This is a genomic window from Micromonospora sp. CA-263727 (assembly GCF_050942455.1).
GTDB lineage: Bacteria > Actinomycetota > Actinomycetes > Mycobacteriales > Micromonosporaceae > Micromonospora.
Genome location: NZ_CP192031.1, coordinates 290,160 through 305,904, shown reverse-complemented (window position 1 = coordinate 305,904; position 15,745 = coordinate 290,160). Strand labels below are relative to the sequence as shown.

At 71.1% G+C, this 15,745-nt stretch carries 16 protein-coding genes; 10 read left to right on the top strand and 6 right to left on the bottom strand.

The features are described from left to right. Window positions 1-11 precede the first annotated feature (11 nt). Both ACQPYA_RS01405 and ACQPYA_RS01400 read left to right on the top strand, forming a co-directional pair. Window positions 12-206 carry a hypothetical protein gene (locus ACQPYA_RS01405; protein ID WP_433530821.1) on the top strand — a complete coding sequence of 65 codons (195 nt, stop codon included), beginning with the start codon at window positions 12-14 and terminating at the stop codon, window positions 204-206. A gap of 59 nt (window positions 207-265) precedes the next feature. After that, a complete protein-coding gene (locus ACQPYA_RS01400) occupies window positions 266-814 on the top strand; it encodes a YbaK/EbsC family protein (protein WP_433533347.1) in 549 nt (182 codons plus the stop codon). 247 nt (window positions 815-1,061) lie between these two features. Here ACQPYA_RS01400 and ACQPYA_RS01395 read toward each other — a convergent pair whose 3' ends face one another. From ACQPYA_RS01395 to ACQPYA_RS01375, 5 genes are all read right to left on the bottom strand, one after another. After that, complete coding sequence (locus tag ACQPYA_RS01395) at window positions 1,062-1,697, bottom strand: DsbA family oxidoreductase (RefSeq protein ID WP_433530820.1); 636 nt, start codon at window positions 1,695-1,697, stop codon at window positions 1,062-1,064. 174 nt (window positions 1,698-1,871) lie between these two features. Beyond that, window positions 1,872-2,300: a SufE family protein gene (locus ACQPYA_RS01390; protein ID WP_433533346.1), complete on the bottom strand. Its 429-nt coding sequence runs from the start codon at window positions 2,298-2,300 to the stop codon at window positions 1,872-1,874. A gap of 124 nt (window positions 2,301-2,424) precedes the next feature. After that, the gene (locus tag ACQPYA_RS01385) at window positions 2,425-2,838 is read right to left on the bottom strand and encodes a CBS domain-containing protein (RefSeq protein WP_433530819.1); all 414 of its coding nucleotides are present in this window, start codon (window positions 2,836-2,838) and stop codon (window positions 2,425-2,427) included. Between the two features lie 54 nt (window positions 2,839-2,892). Beyond that, a complete protein-coding gene (locus ACQPYA_RS01380) occupies window positions 2,893-4,653 on the bottom strand; it encodes a proline--tRNA ligase (protein WP_433533345.1) in 1,761 nt (586 codons plus the stop codon). Window positions 4,654-5,064: 411 nt separating this feature from the next. Continuing rightward, the gene (locus ACQPYA_RS01375) at window positions 5,065-6,363 is read right to left on the bottom strand and encodes a hypothetical protein (RefSeq protein WP_433530818.1); all 1,299 of its coding nucleotides are present in this window, start codon (window positions 6,361-6,363) and stop codon (window positions 5,065-5,067) included. A 188-nt stretch (window positions 6,364-6,551) separates the two neighbouring features. Here ACQPYA_RS01375 and ACQPYA_RS01370 point away from each other — a divergent pair, with 188 nt between their 5' ends. The 3 genes from ACQPYA_RS01370 to ACQPYA_RS01360 all read left to right on the top strand — a co-directional run bounded on the left by ACQPYA_RS01370 (window position 6,552) and on the right by ACQPYA_RS01360 (window position 8,773). Beyond that, a complete protein-coding gene (locus ACQPYA_RS01370; RefSeq protein ID WP_433530817.1) occupies window positions 6,552-7,346 on the top strand; it encodes an SGNH/GDSL hydrolase family protein in 795 nt (264 codons plus the stop codon). A gap of 195 nt (window positions 7,347-7,541) precedes the next feature. Further along, the gene (locus ACQPYA_RS01365) at window positions 7,542-7,718 is read left to right on the top strand and encodes a hypothetical protein (protein ID WP_433530816.1); all 177 of its coding nucleotides are present in this window, start codon (window positions 7,542-7,544) and stop codon (window positions 7,716-7,718) included. A 164-nt stretch (window positions 7,719-7,882) separates the two neighbouring features. Beyond that, the gene (locus ACQPYA_RS01360; RefSeq protein WP_433530815.1) at window positions 7,883-8,773 is read left to right on the top strand and encodes a sulfurtransferase; all 891 of its coding nucleotides are present in this window, start codon (window positions 7,883-7,885) and stop codon (window positions 8,771-8,773) included. Window positions 8,774-8,837: 64 nt separating this feature from the next. Here ACQPYA_RS01360 and ACQPYA_RS01355 read toward each other — a convergent pair whose 3' ends face one another. After that, window positions 8,838-9,470, bottom strand: a complete 633-nt coding sequence (locus tag ACQPYA_RS01355; RefSeq protein WP_433530814.1) for a TetR family transcriptional regulator — start codon at window positions 9,468-9,470, stop codon at window positions 8,838-8,840. A 119-nt stretch (window positions 9,471-9,589) separates the two neighbouring features. Here ACQPYA_RS01355 and ACQPYA_RS01350 point away from each other — a divergent pair, with 119 nt between their 5' ends. From ACQPYA_RS01350 to ACQPYA_RS01330, 5 genes are all read left to right on the top strand, one after another. Then, the gene (locus tag ACQPYA_RS01350) at window positions 9,590-10,771 is read left to right on the top strand and encodes an FAD-dependent oxidoreductase (protein WP_433530813.1); all 1,182 of its coding nucleotides are present in this window, start codon (window positions 9,590-9,592) and stop codon (window positions 10,769-10,771) included. 42 nt (window positions 10,772-10,813) lie between these two features. Further along, the gene (locus ACQPYA_RS01345) at window positions 10,814-11,455 is read left to right on the top strand and encodes a TetR/AcrR family transcriptional regulator (protein ID WP_433530812.1); all 642 of its coding nucleotides are present in this window, start codon (window positions 10,814-10,816) and stop codon (window positions 11,453-11,455) included. Window positions 11,456-11,563: 108 nt separating this feature from the next. Further along, entirely contained in the window at window positions 11,564-12,919 is a 1,356-nt protein-coding gene (locus ACQPYA_RS01340; RefSeq protein WP_433530811.1) for an acetyl-CoA carboxylase biotin carboxylase subunit, read from the top strand. Window positions 12,920-13,019: 100 nt separating this feature from the next. Beyond that, complete coding sequence (locus tag ACQPYA_RS01335) at window positions 13,020-13,937, top strand: hydroxymethylglutaryl-CoA lyase (RefSeq protein ID WP_433530810.1); 918 nt, start codon at window positions 13,020-13,022, stop codon at window positions 13,935-13,937. Between the two features lie 219 nt (window positions 13,938-14,156). Further along, window positions 14,157-15,689, top strand: a complete 1,533-nt coding sequence (locus ACQPYA_RS01330) for an acyl-CoA carboxylase subunit beta (protein WP_433533344.1) — start codon at window positions 14,157-14,159, stop codon at window positions 15,687-15,689. Window positions 15,690-15,745 lie beyond the last annotated feature (56 nt).

The window sequence follows — 15,745 nt, the reverse complement described above, 5'->3', positions numbered from 1 at the left end:
ACCGTCGGCTCATGCTCACCATCGTCGCCACCGTCATCCTGTACGTCTGCGGGTTTGTCTTCCTGTACGGAGTGATCCGGCTTGCCGTCCGGCACGCCTTCGAGGACATCGAGGTGCGTCGGGTCCAAGCGGAGCGGGTGGAGGAGATGGCCGCGGCCCGGGACCGGGCCATGTTGCAGAAGCACGGCTTCCTCACCAACGGCTGAGCAGTCTCCGGGGACTACTGGCGGCCATGCCCATCGCGGATGCGACGATCGCATCCGTGATGGGAACGTTGAAGACTGAGCCTGCCCGCACCCGCCCCGACCTACTGGCCCCGCCGGTCGCCGCCGCGCTGGCCCAGTGGCCCGCCGACGCCGCGGTGGACGTCGACGCGGTGCTGGTCGCGCCGATCGACGCCGACCTTGCCGACACCGCGGCGTTCTGTGCCGCGTACGAGGTGGGGCTGGACGAGTCGGCCAACTGTGTGGTGGTTGCCGGCAAGCGCGAAGGTGTGATCCGCTATGCGGCCTGCCTGGTGCTCGCCACCACCCGGGCCGACGTGAACGGGGTGGCCCGGCGGGCGCTGGACGTGCGAAAGGCGAGCTTCGCGCCGATGACCGACGCGGTCGAGCTGACCGGCATGGAGTACGGCGGGATCACCCCGATCGGCCTGCCGCCGGAGTGGCCGATCCTGGTTGACGCGCGGGTGGTGGCCACGCCGCACGTGATCGTCGGTTCGGGCGTACGGCACAGCAAGATCGCGCTGCCCGGCGCGGCGCTGGCCGCGCTGCCCGGGGCGCGAGTGGTGGAGGAGCTGGCCCGACCGGCCTGACTGTCGATCAACGTCGATCTGGTTGCACGTGAAACATCAGCGACGTCGATGAGTCGGCCGGCCGGGGTTGTGCCGGCCAGCCGTCCACAGTGGCGGCTGAAGGTCCCAGGGTGCTGGCTGGCCCCGGGTGGTGGTCGGATGTCCGGAGTTGCCTCCCGCCGGGGTGCCTTCCGTTGGGATGCCGTCCGTCGGGGTGGCTTCCGGAGGGGATGGCGTCCGTTGGGGTGGCGCGGGCGGCGGGCGGGGCTCAGGCGCCGGTCGACTCCCGGTCGGCGACCTCGGCGAGGGCGGCGAGCAGGGTGGCCGGCTCCTGGGCGCCGGTGACCGCGTACTTCCCGGCGAGCACGAAGGTGGGCACGCTGGTCACCCCGAGCTGCCGGGCGGCGGACAGTTCGGCGGTCAACTCGGCCACTCCCGCGTCGGAGTCGAGAAAGCGACGGGCCTCGTCGCCGTCCAGCCCGACATCGGCGGCGACGGCGGCGAGGGCGTCCGGTGCGCCGATGTCGACGCCGTCGGTGAAGTGGACGCGGTGCAGGGCCTCGACGGTCTCGCCGCCCCGTCCCCGCTCGGCGGCCCAGTTGATCAGCCGGTGCGCGTCGAAGGTGTTGGCCGCGATCGCGCGCTCGAAGTGAAGGTCCAGACCGACACTCGCGCCGACCTCGGTGACCTGGGCGGCCATCTGCCTGGCCCGCTCCGCCCCACCGAACTTGTCGCCCAGTGCGTCGAGCAGCGGGCGCGGCTCGGTAACCGGCGACGGGTCGAGCTGGAAGGGGCGGTGTCGGACGGTCACCTTGCCGTCGTACGACGCCAGGGCCTGCTCCAGCCGGCGTCGGCCGATCCAACACCAGGGGCAGACCACGTCGGCGTAGATGTCGATCTCCATGACCGGCACAACCCGCTGTTCCGCCGGTCTGTTCCCGCGTGGTCGGCCGGTCTGTTCCTGCCTGGTCGGCCGAGCCTGGCCTGCCGGACCCGGACGGGCAGGCCCGACTCGGTGCGGCTCAGCTCAAGGTCGGCCGCGAGTCAGCCAAGCTGATCCCAGGCACGGCCGGTCGAGTCAGCCGGCCTGCTCCCGGACCTGCCGCTTGAGTCGGGCGAGGATGGCCGTGCCGCCGCGTACCCGCAGCGGGCTGATCGCCTGCGCCAGGCCCATCCGCTGGTACAGGTCGTCGGGTACGGCGAGCACCTGCGCCGGGCTGGCCCCGGCCAGTCCCTCGGCGAGGATGCCGGCGAACGCCCGGGTGGTGGGCGCCTCCGGCGGGCAGTCGAAGAGCGTGCGTACGGTGCCCTGCGGGGTCACCTCGGCGCGGAGGAAGAACGGCGTCTGGCATTCCGGCACCTGCTCCATGCCCTCGTGTCCGGTCTGCTCGGCCGGCAGCGGCGGTACGGCGTCGGAGTACTCCAGCAGCATCTCCAGCACCAGGTCACGCGGGGCGTCGGCGAACTCGTCCACGATCTCGGCCAGCCTGCTCGGCATCTCCGGCATCTCGCTCTCGGGCATCCCGCCAGGCTACCGGCGCAGTGTGCGCCCTCCGCGCGCTCTGCGCCCTCGGGTCGAGTGTTAACAGGGGGCCCCTGCTCTACCGGAGGCGTTAATAAGGTGCCCTTCCTTAAAGCTGGCTGATTTCGCCGAGGGCCGAGGTGGGGTCGAGCTGCATCGCCAGGTCACCGAGGGAGACGATGCCGACCAGCTTGCGGTCGTGGTCGCAGACCAGGATGCGGCGGATGCCGCGCTCGCGCATCAGGGACGCGGCATCCCCGGCGGTGCAGAACTGCTCGATCATCACCACCTCCCGGGTGATGACCGAACCGATGGTGATGGCGGTGACGTCGGCGTTCTCCGCCACCGCGCGGATCACGATGTCGCGGTCGGTCAGGATGCCGGCCAGACTGGCACCGTCGGTTACCACGACATCGCCGATGTCGGCGTCCCGCATCACCCGGGCAGCCTCGTCGAGGGTGGTTTCCGCCGGCAGGTAGATCACCTGCCTGGTCATCGCGTCGACGACCCGGTAGTCGGTCATGGGAGCCTCCAGACACTCCTGCCGATCAGGGTGCGGTACCCCGTACCGCGACGGCTACACCACGTTCCTGCCTACCTTGTCCAGCAGACGCTCCGCCACCGTTTCGAGGGAAAGTTCGATACGTTCTCCGGTGGCCCGGTTGCGCAGCTCGACGTACCCATCGGTCAGTCGGCGGCCGACCACCACGGTCCGCGGGATGCCGATCAGCTCGGCGTCGGTGAACTTCACCCCGGCGGAGACGCCGGTGCGGTCGTCGACCAGCACTCGCAGGCCGGCGGCGGCCAGCCGGGCACCGAGGTCGAGCGCCGCCTCCACCTGCGGGCCCTTACCGGCAGCGACGAGGTGTACGTCACACGGCGCGACCGCCTCCGGCCAGACCAGTCCCCGATCGTCGTGGTGCTGCTCGGCGATGGCGGCCACCGCCCGGGACACCCCGATGCCGTAGCAGCCCATGGTGGGACGGACCGGCTTGCCCTGCGGCCCGAGCACGTCGACGGCGAAGGCGTCGGTGTAGCGGCGGCCGAGCTGGAAGATGTGCCCGATCTCGATGCCCCGGCGCAGGGTCAGCCGGCCGGTGGCGCAGGCCGGGCAGGGATCGCCGGGGCGTACCTCGGCGGCCTCGACCGTGCCGTCGGCCGTGAAGTCCCGGCCGCAGACCACATTGGTGGCGTGCCGGCCCGGCTCGTTCGCGCCGGTCAGCCAGGCGGTGCCGGGCACGATCCGGGGGTCGACCAGGTAGCGCACGGCGAGCTTGTCGAACACCTGCGGCCCGATGTACCCCCGGACCAGTTCGGGATGCTCGTCCCAGGCGTCGAAAACGTCCACGGTGGCCGGTGCCAGCACGGCGGCGAGCCGCTTCAGGTCCACCTCCCGGTCGCCGGGCACCCCGACGACCAGGAGTTCGGCCGACTCGACACCCGGCCGGCGGACGGTCAGCACCACGTTCTTCAGGGTGTCCGCGGCCGTCCAGTCGTCGTGCCCGGCGAGCCGGCGGTCGTTGGCCAGCGCGACCAGGCTGGCGATGGTCGGCGTCTCCGGGGTGTCGTGCACCTCGACGGACGGCGGCGCCTGCGGGTCGCCGGCCGCCGGTGCGGGCGTGGTGACCGCCTCGGTGTTGGCCGCGTAGTCGCAGTCGGTGCAGCCGACATAGGTGTCCTCGCCGACCGGCGTGGCGGCCAGGAACTCCTCCGACGCGGAGCCGCCCATCGCCCCCGACGTCGCGTGCACCACCGTGTAGTCCAGCCCGAGCCGGTCGAAGACCCGCCGGTAGGCGTCCCGGTGCCGGTCGTACGCCGTTCGCAGGCCGGCCTCGTCCAGGTCGAAGGAGTACGCGTCCTTCATCAGGAACTCGCGTCCGCGCAGCAGCCCGGCCCGGGGACGGGCCTCGTCGCGGAACTTGGTCTGGATCTGGAACAGCGTCACCGGGAAGTCCCGGTACGAGCTGAACAGCTCCTTCACCAGCAGCGCGGCCAACTCCTCGTGGGTGGGCCCGAGCAGGTGCTCGGCACCGCGCCGGTCGGCCAGGGTGAAGATGTCGTCGCCGTACTCCACCCACCGGCCACTGGTCCGGTACGGCTCCGCCGGCAGCAAAGCCGGGAAGTGCACCTCCTGGTCGCCGATCGCGGTCATCCCGGCCCGGACGATCTCGGTGACCCGGTCCAGCACCAGCTTGCCCAGCGGCAGCCAGGTGTAGCCGCCGGGCGCGGCCCGACGGATGTATCCGGCGCGCAGCAGCAGCCGGTGGCTCGGCACCTCCGCGTCGGCCGGATCCTCGCGCAGAGTCCGGAGCAGCGTGGTCGACATACGCAGCAGCATTGCCGCAGCGTACGACTGCCGGGCCGGCGGCGGCGATCCCATTTGCCCCCGCCGCCCTGAAGATCGGATCTTGGTGCGAAAGTGCCCTGGCCGGAGGGGTTGCAACTCGGCGAGGCGCAGCAGTCCCAGCCGCAGGCCGTCGCTGTTCAGCACCTCGTCGGCCCGCTTGAGAAAGAGCCGGTCGAACGGGCGCTGCCCCAGCTCGATCGCGGGGTGGGGCAGCGCCGGGGCCGTCCCGCTTCCCCCGTGCCGGGGCGGCCCCTTCCCCTTGCCGCAGGAGGTGGAGATGCCCGATCCGAACCAACCGCCCGTACCGCGTCGTGACCCGACCATGCAGCCGGGCGTACTGCCTCATGGCCCGGCCACCGGATGCCGGTGCCGCGTCGCGGTCCGGCGGACGGGCGGGGCAGATCAGGAAGCGGTGGTGTCGTCGCCGGTGACGAACGCGATCGATCGGCGGCGTCGGGCGAGCAGCAGCACGATGCCCGCCGCGACCAGGGCGAGACCGGCTCCGGCGATCAGCCCGGCCTGTGGCCCGGTGACCGGCAGACCACCGCCGCCGTTGCCGCCGCCGTCGCCGGTGGCGGCGACCACGACGGCGAACCCGTCCTGGTTGTCACTGGCGTCCACATCGGCCGCCGGTACGGCGACGGCGTTCGCCGGCAGTGCGGTCCGCTTCGTGCCGGAGAGCGCGTCGACGCCCTCGGTCAGGCCCTCGACCTGCACGACCCCGCCCGCCAGGGTGACCGGTGCCTTCACGTCGGCCGGCACCGTCACCAGGTTGTGCAACTCGACAGCCGAGTAGACGCTGTCCTTCGGGTCGGTGTCCTGGTCGACCGGTACGAGCGCGAGCGCATCGTAGGTGCAGACGGCCGATCGCCCGTCGGCGTCGACCACGCACTCCTGCGGTGGCCGGGTGAACGCCACGCCCTCGGGCAGGCGCACGGTGACGGTGACGCCGCTGACCGCCCGCCGGCCCTGGTTGACGATCTGGTACCGGACCGCACCCGTCCCGCCCGGGTGCAACGCCCCGGTGAACGCGAGCTTGCCGTCTGCACCGACGCGCACCGACTGCTTCACGTCCGGCACCACGACCGACAGATCAGCCTCGGAATCGTCGACAAACGTGAGCGTGAACTCCCTGCGGTCGGTGATGCGCTCCCCGTTCTCGCCCCAGGCCATGCTGACCTCGATCGCGATCCTGCCTTCAAAGGGCTCTGGCGTCCCCCGAATGTGAACATTCATCGGTATGTCCGTAGTTCCGCCGGGTGCCGGCAGCAACTCGGGACGAATGTCCTTCGCGATACGGCAGTACCAACTTCCGCTGTCGCCGTCGCACTCGCCGGAGGCGCCGCGGTCCGCCCAGTCGACGGAGGCCTTCTCGAACCAATCCAGTTCGAGGGGCCGGACACGGAACTCAAGTGCACTCGGGGTCTCGTTGGTCGGGTTGGTCAACCTCAGGTGGACCACCTTCTTGCTGACTCCCAGCGGAACCGTCGTACTGCTCAGATCGATACTGAACGTCGGATCCGGATCCACCGCCGAGGCGGGACCGGCGGGGACAGCGATCCCAGCGAGGAAAAGCAGCGCGGCAGCGACTGTTCGAGACAGCCATCGGCGACCCACAGTCACAGCAGAACCCTTCAGGTGATCGGACGGTGTGGTTGAGGACACTATTCGTCGATGGCCCGCAGCGGTACCACCGATCACCCGGAGGTGCCGTAGCCGCTTCCACCGGGAGCCCGCAGTGTGGATGACCTCTGACACGTTGCCACCTGCGGGGCGGACCGGTCAGCGTGCTCGGTGCCACACTTCCGGGTGTTAAAAGGGGGCCCCTCCTCTACCGCAGGCGTTAACAGGGGGCCCTTCCTTACTCCGAAACGCCGAAGGAGTGGGTAGTGCGCTGGCGCAGTTACGTCGCGGTCGGGGACAGCTTCACCGAGGGCCTGGACGACGCCTACCCGGACGGCAGTTTCCGGGGCTGGGCGGATCTGGTCGCCACCCGGCTCGCCGCCGAGGCCGGTCCCGATTTCCGGTACGCGAACCTGGCCATCCGGGGTCGCACCTTCCCGAATGTCGTGGCCGAGCAGGTGCCGGCCGCCCTGGCGATGAAACCCGACCTGGTCAGCTTCGCCGCCGGGGGCAACGACGTGCTGCGCCGTACCTTCGATCCGGACGATCTGGTCGGCCGCTTCGACGAGGTGGTGGGGCGGTTGCGCGCGGATGGCGCGGACGTGGTGCTGTTCCGGTTCGCCGACGTGATGGCGCGGCTGCCCGGGCAGCGGTTGATCGCGCCCCGGGTCGCCCTGCTCAACCGGGCGGTGGGCGAGACCGCCGAGCGGCACGGCGCGACCCTGGTCGACCTGTACGCCGACGACACGTACCTCAACCCGATGCTGTGGAGTACCGACCGGTTGCATCTCTCCCCGGCCGGGCACCGCCGGGTCGCCGGTCAGGTGCTCGCCGGGCTCGGCCTCGGCTGCGACGAGGAGTGGCTGCTGGTCCCGCCGAACCCGGCACCGACCCCGTGGCTCTCCGCCCGCACCGCCGACCTGCGCTGGGCCGGCCAGCACCTGGCCCCCTGGATCAAGCGCCGCCTCACCGGCCGCTCCTCCGGCGACACCCTGGCCCCCAAGCGCCCCAGCCTGGCACCGCTGATCCTCACCGACCCGGTCGACCCGGCGGGCGGCTGATCTTCAGCAGCCATGATCGTCGAGGTGACCGGACGAGTGGCGGCGAACGCGGCCGGTGACGGTCCGGACAACCCTCCGAAAAGGACTCCCGGTGCGTTGAACCCCAAGGTGATCTCGATCGTCGGTCAGGGTGCGACGAGCGGTTCCCGTCGGTCATGAGGAGAATTCTCGAAGATCATTAAATCGGTCGGGTCCATGCTGATCCGGGGCGTCAGCGGCCTGGCCAGCTACGTCTATGCGAGTCGCGCAACCGGCCGGGCGCTGGACAGCAACCGGCACCAGTCGGGGCACCCGGACGCGGACCTCGGCGCGGTCTACACCCTGCCCAGGAACGGTGGCAAACACCAGGACTGGACTTTGCTCCGGCCCTGATCGTGCGCCCGACCGCCGGCCGGGCGACAGCGCGGTGATCTCGCAATCGGGCCGGGCCGGCACCACTGCTGCCGGCCCAGCCCGACCGGGTGCGGCGGTTTCGAGTTACCGTCTTCGCCCGCGAATCTCAATGGTCGGCCGGCGACCGGCGTAGCTTGGGGATCATGCCTGTGCCGAGCGATCCCGATCCCCGCCTCCAGTCGTACGCCGATCCGCAGCGTCTGGTCACCACCGAATGGCTGGCCGAGCACCTGAACGATGCCGCGCTGGTGGTGGTCGAGTCCGACGAGGACGTGCTGCTCTACGACACCGGCCACATCCCGGGCGCCATCAAGGTCGACTGGCATCTGGAGCTGAACGACCAGGTCACCCGGGACTACCTGGACGCCGAGCGGTTCGCCGAACTGTGTGCCGCCAAGGGCATCGGCCGCGCCGACACGGTCGTCTTCTACGGCGACAACTTCAACTGGTGGGCGGCGTACGCCCTCTGGGTCTTCACTCTGTTCGGCCACCCGGACGTGCGGCTGCTCGACGGTGGTCGACAGAAGTGGATCGCCGAGGGGCGGGAGCTGACCCGCGACAGGCCGGCCCGGACACCGGCGGACTATCCGGTGCCGCAGCGCGACGACGCGCCGGTGCGGGCCTTCCGCGAGGAGGTGATGGCACACATCACGGCCGACCGGCCGCTGGTGGACGTGCGTTCGCCGGGCGAATATACCGGCGAGATGCTGCACATGCCGGACTACCCGCAGGAGGGCGCGCTGCGCGGCGGGCACATCCCGGGCGCGGTGAACAAGCCGTGGAAGTCCGCCGCCAACGACGACGGCACCTTCAAGCCCGCCGACGAGCTACGCGCCATCTACGCCGACCAGCTCGGGCTGAGCCCGGACGACGACGTGATCGCCTACTGCCGCATCGGCGAACGCTCCAGCCACACCTGGTTCGTCCTCCACCACCTGCTCGGCTACCCTCACGTGCGCAACTACGACGGCTCCTGGACCGAATGGGGCAACCTGGTCCGCGCCCCCGTCGTCAAGGGCCCCAACCCCACCTGACCCGCGTGGTTGATCATGAAATTGATACCAGCCCGCCCGGCGTGTCGGGACGACAACTTTTCGATCAACCGGGGGTCACCGGTGGCGAGTCGGCGCGGAGGTAGCGCTGGATGGTGGGGGCCAGCCAGCTGACCAGGTCGGCGGGGGGAATGTGGACCATGGGGGGTAGGCGGAGGACATAGCGGGTCAGGGCCACGCCGAGCAGTTGGCTGGCGACCAGGCCGGCGCGGCGGGGAGCCTCGGTCGGGTCGGCGACCATGCGGGCCACCGCGCTGCCGAGCTGGGTGGCGAAGATCTCGCGTACCCGCTCGGCGCCGCTCGGGTTGGTGCTCGCCGTGCGCAGCAGGGCCGGCAGCGTGGTGTCTCCCTCCCAGCGGGTGAAGAAGTAGCTGACCAGCGCCGCACCGAGGCGGTCGGTCGGCACCCCGCTCAGGTCCGGCAGCCGCAGGTCGAACTCGGCCGCCGCCGCGAAGAGCCCCTCCTTGCTGCCGTAGTAGCGCATCACCATCGACGGGTCGATCCGCGCGTCGGCGGCGATGGCCCGAATCGTCGCGCGGTCGTAGCCGTCGGCCGCGAAGCGGTCGCGGGCGGCCCGCAGGATGGCCGCGCGGGTCGCGTCCGAGTTGCGCGCGCGCCCGCCCCCGGCCGCCAGCTCCGCCGCCGGTTCCTGTGCTTCCCGGGATACGCCGTCCGTCATGTGACCGACAGTATGCCAACGGCTGTTGACTCTCGGACGTGGGGCCACCTAACGTTGCCAACAAGTGTTGGCAAACACTTGTTGGCAAACATGTTGGTAACTGCCTCGGGAAGGTCGTCATGCTGCCCGAACGAACCGATGTACTGATCGTCGGGGCCGGCCCGACCGGGCTGACCGCCGCACTCTCCCTGGCCCGCCGAGGAGTCGAGGTCACCCTGGTCGACCAGCGGGAGGAGCCGGCGGTGACGTCGCGGGCGGCGGTCGTGCACGCGTACACGCTGGAGATGCTGGACCGGCTCGGCGCGGGCGCGCCGTTGGCGGCCCGCGGGCTGCGGTCGGTGCGCTTCACCGTCCGTGACCGCGACCGGGTGCTGGTCACCGTGCCGTTCGACCGGCTGCCCACCCGCCACCGTTATGCGCTGATGATCTCCCAGTCGGTGACCGAGGAGGTGCTCACCGAGCGGTTGGCCGACGCGGGCGGGCGGGTGCTGCGCCCGTACCGGCTGACCGGCCTGCACCACGACGACGACGGCGCGGTGGCGCAGCTCGACGGCGCGACCGTGCGGGCGCGATGGGTGATCGGCGCGGACGGCATCCACAGCACCGTCCGCGAGTTGGCGGGCATCCCGTTCACCGGCCCGGCCGGCTCCGGGGAGTCCTTCGTCCTGGCCGACGTACGCGTCGACAGCGCGCTGCCCCGCAACGGCGCCTCGATCTTCCTGGCCCGTGGTGGCCCGCTGGTCTGGGCACCCCTGCCCGACGGGCGGGTACGGCTGGTCGCCACCGTCACCGACCCGCCGGCCGCGCCGGACGCGGCGTACCTGCAACAGCTGCTCGACGAGCGCGGTCCGCGCCGGCAGCCGGACCAGGTGCGGGAGGTGCTCTGGTCGTCGCGTTTCCGGCTGCACCGCCGGGTCGCGGAGACGTTCCGCGCCGGGCCGGTGCTGCTGGCCGGCGACGCCGGGCACGTGCACAGCCCGGCCGGCGGGCAGGGCATGAACCTCGGCATCTGCGACGCGGTCGATCTCGGCGAGACCCTCGCCGACGTGCTGGCCGGTGCGCCCGAAAGTCGGCTGGACGAGTACGCGACCCGGCGTCGCCCGCTCGCCCACGAGGTGGCCGGCTTCGCCGACCGGTTGACCCGGCTCGCCACCGTGCCAACCGCCGCCCGCCCGGCCCGGGACGTGCTGCTACGCCTGGTATCGGTGCTGCCACCGATCCGGCGCCGGATCGCGCTGCGCCTCTCCGGTCTCAACCAGCGCCTGGAGGCGGAGGTTCCCGGTAATCGGACTGGCGGGTAACCACGCCGCCGCGCCCGCGCCGGCCGGGTCTACGCTTGGCCGGTGACGGTGGAGCAGCAGGCCCGGGGCGCGAACGGCGGAACCGCGGGAGCGGGGCGGCGCCGATCCCGCAAGGACGAGATCCTGGAGATCGCGGTGGGGCTGTTCGCCTCCCGTGGCTACCACGGCGTGTCGATGGACGACATCGGTGCGGCGGCCGGTGTCACCGGCCCGGCCCTCTACCACCATTTCGCCGGCAAGGAGGCGATGCTGGTCGCCGCGTTGGTGCCGGTCAGCGAGGGGCTGCTCGACGGCGGCCGGCAGCGGTCCGCGGCGCACCCGGGCGACCCGCGTGCCGTACTGGAGTCGTTGATCGACTTCCACGTCGAGTTCGCGTTGGCCAATCCGGCCGTCATCGCGTTGCACCTGCATGAGCTGGACCGGCTTCCCGAGGAACCTCGGCGGCGCATCCGCCGCCTCCAGCGGCTCTACGTCGAGGAGTGGGTGACCGTGCTGACCGTGCTGCACCCGGGGCTGCCCGACGGTGCGGCGCGGGTGCTGGCACATGCCGCGTTCGGCCTGATGAACTCGACCCCGTTCCTCGGCGGCGAGGTCGACCGTCGCCGCCGGGCCGAGCTGCTGCGCGGTGCGACGCTGGCCGCCCTGCTCGCCCCCACCGAGCCCGCCCACATCAGCGGTGGTTAATAGGGGGCCCCTGCTCTACCGGAGGCGTTAACAGGGGGCCCTTCCTTGCGTCCCGATCGGCGTGGTTGGCTAGCCGGCGTCCCACAAAATGGAACGCTCGGAGGAACCATGATCGAGTCGCTGCTGGTCGCCAACCGGGGCGAGATCGCCCGCCGGATCATCCGTACCGCGAAGCGGCTCGGCGTGCGCGCGATCGCAGTGCACTCGGAGGCCGACGCCGACCTGCCGTTCGTGCTCGAAGCCGACGAGGCCGTCTGCGTGGGCCCGGCCAACCCGGCACAGAGCTACCGCAACACAGAGGCGATCCTTGCCGCCGCCAAGTCGACCGGCGCGCAGGCGATCCATCCCGGTTACGGCTTCCTGTCGGAGAACGCCGACTTCGCCCGTACCGTCGAGGCCAGCGGCCTGATCTGGGTCGGACCTGGCGCGGACGCGATCAGCGCGATGGGTGACAAGATCAACGCACGGAACCTGATGGCGGCGGCCGGCGTGCCGGTGGCACCCGGAACCACCGAGCCGGCCGCGGACCTGGCGGCGGCGCTGGCCGCGGCGACCGAGATCGGCTACCCGGTGATGGTGAAGGCCGCCGCCGGCGGTGGTGGCATGGGCATGGGCGTGGCCGCCGACGAGGCCGCGCTGCGCACCGAGTACGACAAGGTGCGCGCGTTCGCCGAACGGATGTTCGGTGACGGCTCGGTGCTGATCGAGCGGTACTTCCCCCGGGTGCGTCACGTCGAGGTGCAGATCCTCGGGCTGGCCGACGGCCGGGTGGTGGCGCTCGGCGAGCGGGAGTGCTCGGTGCAGCGCCGCAACCAGAAGCTGGTCGAGGAGTCGCCCTCCCCGGCGGTCTCGCCGGAGCTGCGCTCGCGCCTGCTGGCCGCGGCGGTCCGGGCCGGCGAGGCGGTCAACTACCGCAACGCGGGCACGGTGGAGTGCCTGCTGGTCCCGCGTCAGCGGGACGATTCGGCGTCCGAGGAGTTCTTCTTCCTGGAGATGAACACCCGGCTCCAGGTGGAGCACCCGGTGACCGAACTGGTCTACGGCCTGGACCTGGTCGAGGAGCAACTGCGGGTGGCCGCCGGCCTCGCGCCGACCTTCGACCCGGAGGCGCTCACCCCGCGCGGGCACGCCATCGAGCTGCGCATCAACGCCGAGGACCCGAAGCGGTTCCTGCCCGGCCCCGGGGCGATCAAGACCTGGGTGGAGCCGACCGGCGAGGGCGTACGCGTCGACTCCGGCTACGTCGAGGGCAACACCGTCACCCCCTTCTACGACAGCCTGATGGCCAAGCTCATCGTCAGCGCCCCCACCCGCCCCGAGGCCCTGGAGCGCGCGAAGGCGGCCGTCGCCAACTTCCACCTCTCCGGTCCCAAGAACAACCTCCCCTTCTTCACCGAACTCCTGGAGAACGAGGAGTTCATCTCCGGCGACTACGACACCGCCCTGATCCCCCGCATGCGCTGACCAACCCCGGCCCACCCCGTTGACCAACAAGGTCGCGGCGGTGGGAGTGACATGCTGGGGACATCCAAGACGTCACACCGTCACAGTGAGGTGATCCCTTATGGCGGAACTGCCGGGCTTCGTGTTGATTCGAGAGGTCGGGCCGCGCGACGGGTTGCAGAACGAGGAGCCGATCCCGACCGACGCCAAGGTGCGGCTGCTCGACGCGCTCTCCCGCACCGGCGTGCGGCGGATCGAGGCGGTGTCGTTCGTGCACCCGAAGGCGATCCCGCAGATGGCCGACGCCGACGAGGTGTGGCAGCGGGCGGCGAAGGTCGACGGGGTCCGCTACTCGGCGCTGGTGCCGAACACCCGTGGTGCCCAGCGTGCCCTCGCGGCCGGTTTCACCGAGATCGAGGTCGTCGTCTCCGCCAGCGACACGCACAACCGGCGCAACGTCAACCGCGCCACCGACGAGTCGCTGGACGACATCGCCGAGCTGATCGACCTGCTGCACGGTGCCGGCGCCCGCGCCGAGGTGATCATCGCGACCAGCTTCGGCTGCCCGTACGAGGGCGACATCGCGCCGGCCCGGGTGGCCGCCATCGTGGACCGGGTGGTCCGCGACGGCGCCGACCGCGTCGCGTTCGGCGACACCACCGGCATGGGTACGCCCCGACGGGTCCGTGACCTGCTCACCGCCGTACGCGACCGGAACGCGCACATCCCGCTGCTGCTGCACTTCCACAACACCCGGGGAACCGCCCTGGCCAATCTGCTGACCGCGCTGGAGCTGGGCGTGACCGAGTTCGACGCGAGCGTCGGCGGCCTCGGCGGCTGTCCCTACGCCCCCGGTGCCAGCGGCAACCTGGCCACCGAGGAGGCGGTGCACATGCTGCACGACATGGGCATCGACACCGGCATCGATCTGGATGCCCTCATCGAGGCCGCCGAACTCGCCGAACACCTCACCGCCCGCCGCCTCCCTTCCGGCGTCCTCCGCGCCGGCCCCCGCACCCGCCTCACCCCCACCCCATAACCCACCCCCACCCACCCCCGCCCCCGCCCTTGCCCCACCCCTGCCCCGTTGATCATGCAGTTGTGGTGGGTGCTTCGACCTTTTCGTAGCTTTTGTGAGGCACCACAACTCCATGATCGACGGGGGCGGGGGTGGGGGCGGGTGGAATGGGTGGGGTGCGGGGGGAGGGTGGAGTGGGGTAGCCTAACGATCGTTCAGGTGGCTGGGTGGGGGGTCGACGTGACGGTTGACGGTGGGGCGCTGGAGCAGTTGGGCAAGCGGGTCCGTGCGGGTGGGGCGGAGAAGTACCACGCGGCGAACGCGGCCAAAGGCAAGTTGTTCGCCCGGGAGCGGGTCGCGCTGCTGGTCGACGAGGGATCGTTCGTCGAGGACGGGCTCTACGCCAACGCGCGCGCCGAGGGGCTGCCCGCCGACGGCGTGGTGACCGGCACCGCCACCATCGACGGTCGGCAGGTCTGTCTGATGGCCAACGACTCGACGGTCAAGGCCGGCAGTTGGGGCGCGCGTACCGTCGAGAAGATCATCCGGATCATCGAGCGGGCGTACGACACCGGCGTGCCGATGGTGTACCTGGTCGACTCGGCCGGTGCCCGGATCACCGACCAGGTCGAGCTTTTCCCCGGGCGGCGCGGCGCTGGAAAGATCTTCTGGAACCAGGTGCGCGCCTCCGGCTCGATCCCGCAGGTCTGCGCGCTGTTCGGGCCGAGCGCGGCCGGTGGCGCGTACATCCCGGCGTTCTGTGACGTGGTGGCGATGGTCGACGGCAACGCCAGCATGTACCTCGGCTCGGACCGGATGGTCGAGATGGTCACCGGTGAGAAGACCACCCTGGAGGCGATGGGCGGGGCGAAGGTGCACTGCGCCGAGTCGGGCGTCGGGCACTTCCTCTGCAAGTCCGAGGCCGAGGCGCTCGACGTGGTGAAGCGCTACCTGTCGTACCTGCCGGCGAACTGGACCCAGCAGCCGCCGACGGCCGAGGCGGTGTCGGCGAAGGCCGGGGTGGACCTCGCCGCGCTGGTGCCGGCGAGCGAGCGGCAGGCGTTCGACATGCGGCGGTACGTCAAGGGCCTGCTCGACGAGGACTCCTTCTTCGAGATCCAGGCGCTCTGGGCCAAGGAGTTGACGGTCGGCTTCGGCCGGCTCAACGGCGAGGTCGTCGGCGTGGTCGGCAACAACTCGATGTTCAAGGGCGGGGTGCTCTTCGTCGACTCGGCCGACAAGGCGACCCGGTTCGTGCAGCTCTGTGACGCGTTCAACGTGCCGCTGCTGTTCCTGAGCGACGTGCCCGGGTTCATGGTCGGCAGCGCGGTGGAGAAGCAGGGCATCATCCGGCACGGCGCGAAGATGATCACCGCGATCTCCGAGGCGACCGTACCCAAGATCTGCGTGGTGGTCCGCAAGGCGTACGGCGCGGGCCTCTACGCGATGGCCGGGCCGGGCTTCGAGCCGGACGCCACCATCGCCCTGCCCACCGCGAAGATCGCGGTGATGGGCGCGGAGGCCGCGGTCAACGCGGTCTACGCCAACAAGATCGCCGCGATCGGGGACGAGACCGAGCGGGCCGCCTTCGTCGCGACCAAGCGCGCGGAGTACGAGCAGGACATCGACATCGTCCGGCTCGCCAGCGAGCTGGTGATCGACGCGATCGTCGAGCCGCACGAGCTACGCGCCGAGCTGGTCCGCCGGTTCGCCGCCGCCCGCACCAAGGAACGGCACTTCTCCCGTCGCCGGCACGGCGTCACCCCCGTCTGAACCCGTCGACCCGGCCGGGACGCACCCCGTCGACGCCGCCGGAAGGCAACCCCGTC